Raw genomic sequence first — 1,509 nt, 5'->3', positions numbered from 1 at the left:
CGCCCCTGGCCCTGATCGACCCGCTGGGAAAGATCGACTGGCATATCGAACTCGATCCCTGGGGCAGCTGCATCAGGGAATACAACCCCAACCACCTCCACCAACCTATTCGGATGCAGGGACAGCATCTGGATGAGGAGTCAGGGCTGTTCTACAACAGGCATCGGTATTACGACCCGGCGTTGGGGAGGTATATCAGGCCAACCAACGAGCATCAATTCAAGTCCAGCAGCGACCGATGAACATTGATCGCCTTGCCGGCATCCGCGATCCTGGCATTGACCAGACCCAGCGCGCACTCCATGTGCTCGGCGATCTGGCGCTGGGTGAGGCCCTTGATGCGGTACAGCTCGAAGGTCTCGCGGGTCTTGGGCGGCACCTCGTCCAGGGCCTGATCGATCAGGCGGATGGCCTGGGACTCGAACAGACTGCGCTCGGGCGAGCGGCTGTCCGGTATCTCCAGCGTCTCCACATCCACGCCGTGGGTGCGGTAGCTGTTTTCGCGCTCCTGGCGGCGCAGGTAGTCCAGCGCCATGTTGCAGACGGCGCGCGTCCAGTAGGCGGCGGGCCTGGCGATCTCGGTATCGCCGCGCATCTCGGCAACGCGCAGATAGGTGTCCTGCACGGCGTCGTCGGCCAGTTCGGGATTCCTGAGAATTCTTCGCGCGACCCTCACCAGCTGTCCACGCGAAGCAATGAAGACCTCTTCCAGCGAAGAATGGGTGTGATTCAAGGACACGATGCAATTCCTCTCGCAAGCTAGGCAAGAACGTCAAGGGGAAATGTCGACCGCAGGTCGATGGACTGCCGGCGCGCCGCCCGTGCAAGAAGACGGGAACGGGACTCGGCACAGGCGGAAAGCGGCGGCACAACCGCTGACCGCAGGGCGTCAGTGCACGCCGATGCGCATCGGCGTGACTTGGGATACGGGCCCTTGGATCGGCCTCATACCGGCTTCATGGCGGCGGCCGCCCTCGCCGGGCCCATGTGTCCTGGAACAGGATCGGCAAGGCCGGTGCGGCCTTGCAGACGTGCTGAAACTTGAACCGGGACCAAGGCATGCAGTGGTGCTCCTTTAACGTTTTCCAGAAAATGAAATGAGAAGCATTAACAGTTCCGGCGGCAAAACCGGGCCTGGAGTGGCATCTCGTACCTGTCTGGAAGACGTCCCGCCAAGGCAAACGGAGACACGGCTATCGGCGCTGGAAAATCGGCAGCCGATGCCTATGGATTCCGGTCCCCATGGCTTTCCCCCCGCCATGGATGATGGGCCTGGATCATGACGGACTGGTGATGCCCGAAGCGCAGCGCGGGGCAACGAAGGTGCTGTGTGCGCATGCAGCAAAAGCGAACGGAGCGCGGCCTGCTGCCGCCATCTGCAGACGAAAAAAAGCCACCTTGCGGTGGCTTCTTGTCTGTGCGAACGCTGGGTTCGCACAAGGGATCTGGCGGAGTGGACGGGACTCGAACCCGCGACCCCCGGCGTGACAGGCCGGTATTCTAACCAAC

The 1,509-nt window shown here is 62.2% G+C and carries 2 protein-coding genes; one reads left to right on the top strand and one right to left on the bottom strand.

All coding sequences use genetic code 11. The features are described from left to right. Positions 1-242: RHS repeat-associated core domain-containing protein (locus L995_RS32300; protein ID WP_197065183.1), on the top strand; the 242-nt coding region annotated here is incomplete at its 5' end. Here the strand turns inward: L995_RS32300 and L995_RS23740 are convergent. Beyond that, positions 215-739, bottom strand: coding sequence for a sigma-70 family RNA polymerase sigma factor (locus L995_RS23740; protein ID WP_047473920.1), 525 nt, complete (start codon positions 737-739; stop codon positions 215-217). The two genes, L995_RS32300 and L995_RS23740, sit on opposite strands and share 28 nt — an antisense overlap. Positions 740-1,509 lie beyond the last annotated feature (770 nt).

Source organism: Delftia sp. ZNC0008 (assembly GCF_000799035.1).
Classification (GTDB): domain Bacteria; phylum Pseudomonadota; class Gammaproteobacteria; order Burkholderiales; family Burkholderiaceae_C; genus Comamonas; species Comamonas tsuruhatensis.
Note: the sequence above shows the minus strand (reverse complement) of the source record. Positions and strands in the feature narration are given on the sequence as shown.